This is a genomic window from Burkholderia sp. Ax-1720, from assembly GCF_011753035.1.
Taxonomy (GTDB): Bacteria; Pseudomonadota; Gammaproteobacteria; order Burkholderiales; family Burkholderiaceae; genus Burkholderia; species Burkholderia gladioli.
On sequence record NZ_VWWK01000443.1, the window covers coordinates 1 to 975 of the forward strand.

1 protein-coding gene and 1 pseudogene are annotated in these 975 nt (G+C 74.6%); both read left to right on the forward strand.

The window, feature by feature from the left end; translation table 11 throughout:
* Positions 1 to 99, forward strand: a pseudogene (locus tag F3J18_RS37530) (branched-chain amino acid ABC transporter permease); the annotation flags it as partial.
* Positions 92 to 975 (forward strand): branched-chain amino acid ABC transporter permease (locus F3J18_RS37535; RefSeq protein WP_166917209.1); only part of this gene is annotated, 884 nt, incomplete at its 3' end. The pseudogene F3J18_RS37530 and the gene F3J18_RS37535, both read left to right, overlap by 8 nt.

Sequence of the window (975 nt, forward strand, 5' to 3'; positions counted from 1 at the left end):
AGCGTGGCCCAGTGCGCGCCGCTGGTGCCCTACCTGCTGCTGGTGGCGGTGCTGGTGAGCCGCGCGCGCGGCTTGTTCGGGGAGCGCGAGGATGCCTGAGGCGCGCCGCTCGCGCGAAGCGGCCGGCTGGCTCGCGCTGGTCGGCCTGCTGGTGCTGCCGGCGCTGGTCTGGCCGCAGGGCGCGGTGCTGGCCTGGCTCGCGCAGACGGCGGCGCTGGTGGTGCTGGCGCTGTCCTACAACCTGCTGCTCGGCAGCACCGGGCTGCTGTCCTTCTGTCACGCGGCCTTCGCCGGCCTGGGCGCCTTCGTCGCCGCGCATGCCTTCAACCGCTTCGGGTTCGCGCTGCCCTGGCTGCCGCTGGCCGGCGGCCTGGGCGGCGCCGGCTTCGGCCTGCTGTTCGGCGCGATCGCCACGCGCCGCGCCGGCACCGCCTTCGCGATGATCACGCTGGGCCTGGGCGAGCTGATCGCGGCGGCGGCCTGGAGCGTGCCGGACTGGTTCGGCGGCGCCGGCGGCCTCGCGATCGATCGCACCGCGGGCGCGCCGCTCGGCGCCTGGCGCTTCGGCGCCGATCGCGAGGCCTATGCGCTGATCGCCGCGTGGTGCCTGTTGTCGGCCTTGGCGATGCGCGTCGTGCTGGCCACCCCGTTCGCGCGGCTGGCTCGCGCCGTGCGCGACAAGCCGCGCCGCGTCGCCGCGCTCGGCACCGATCCGCGCCGGGTGCGGCTGCTGATGATGGTGATCGCCGCGTTCTTCGCCGGCGTGGCCGGCACGCTGACCTTGATCGACGTCGAACTGGCCTCCTCGGACAGCGTCTCGATGCTGCGCTCGGCCACGGTGCTGTTCGCGACCGTGATCGGCGGCAGCGGTGGTTTCTTCGGGCCGGTGCTCGGCGCGGCGGTGATGGCCGCGTTCGGCAGCTTCGTGGCGGGGCTCTCGCGCGCCTGGTTGTTTTATCTCGGCCTGCTGTTCGT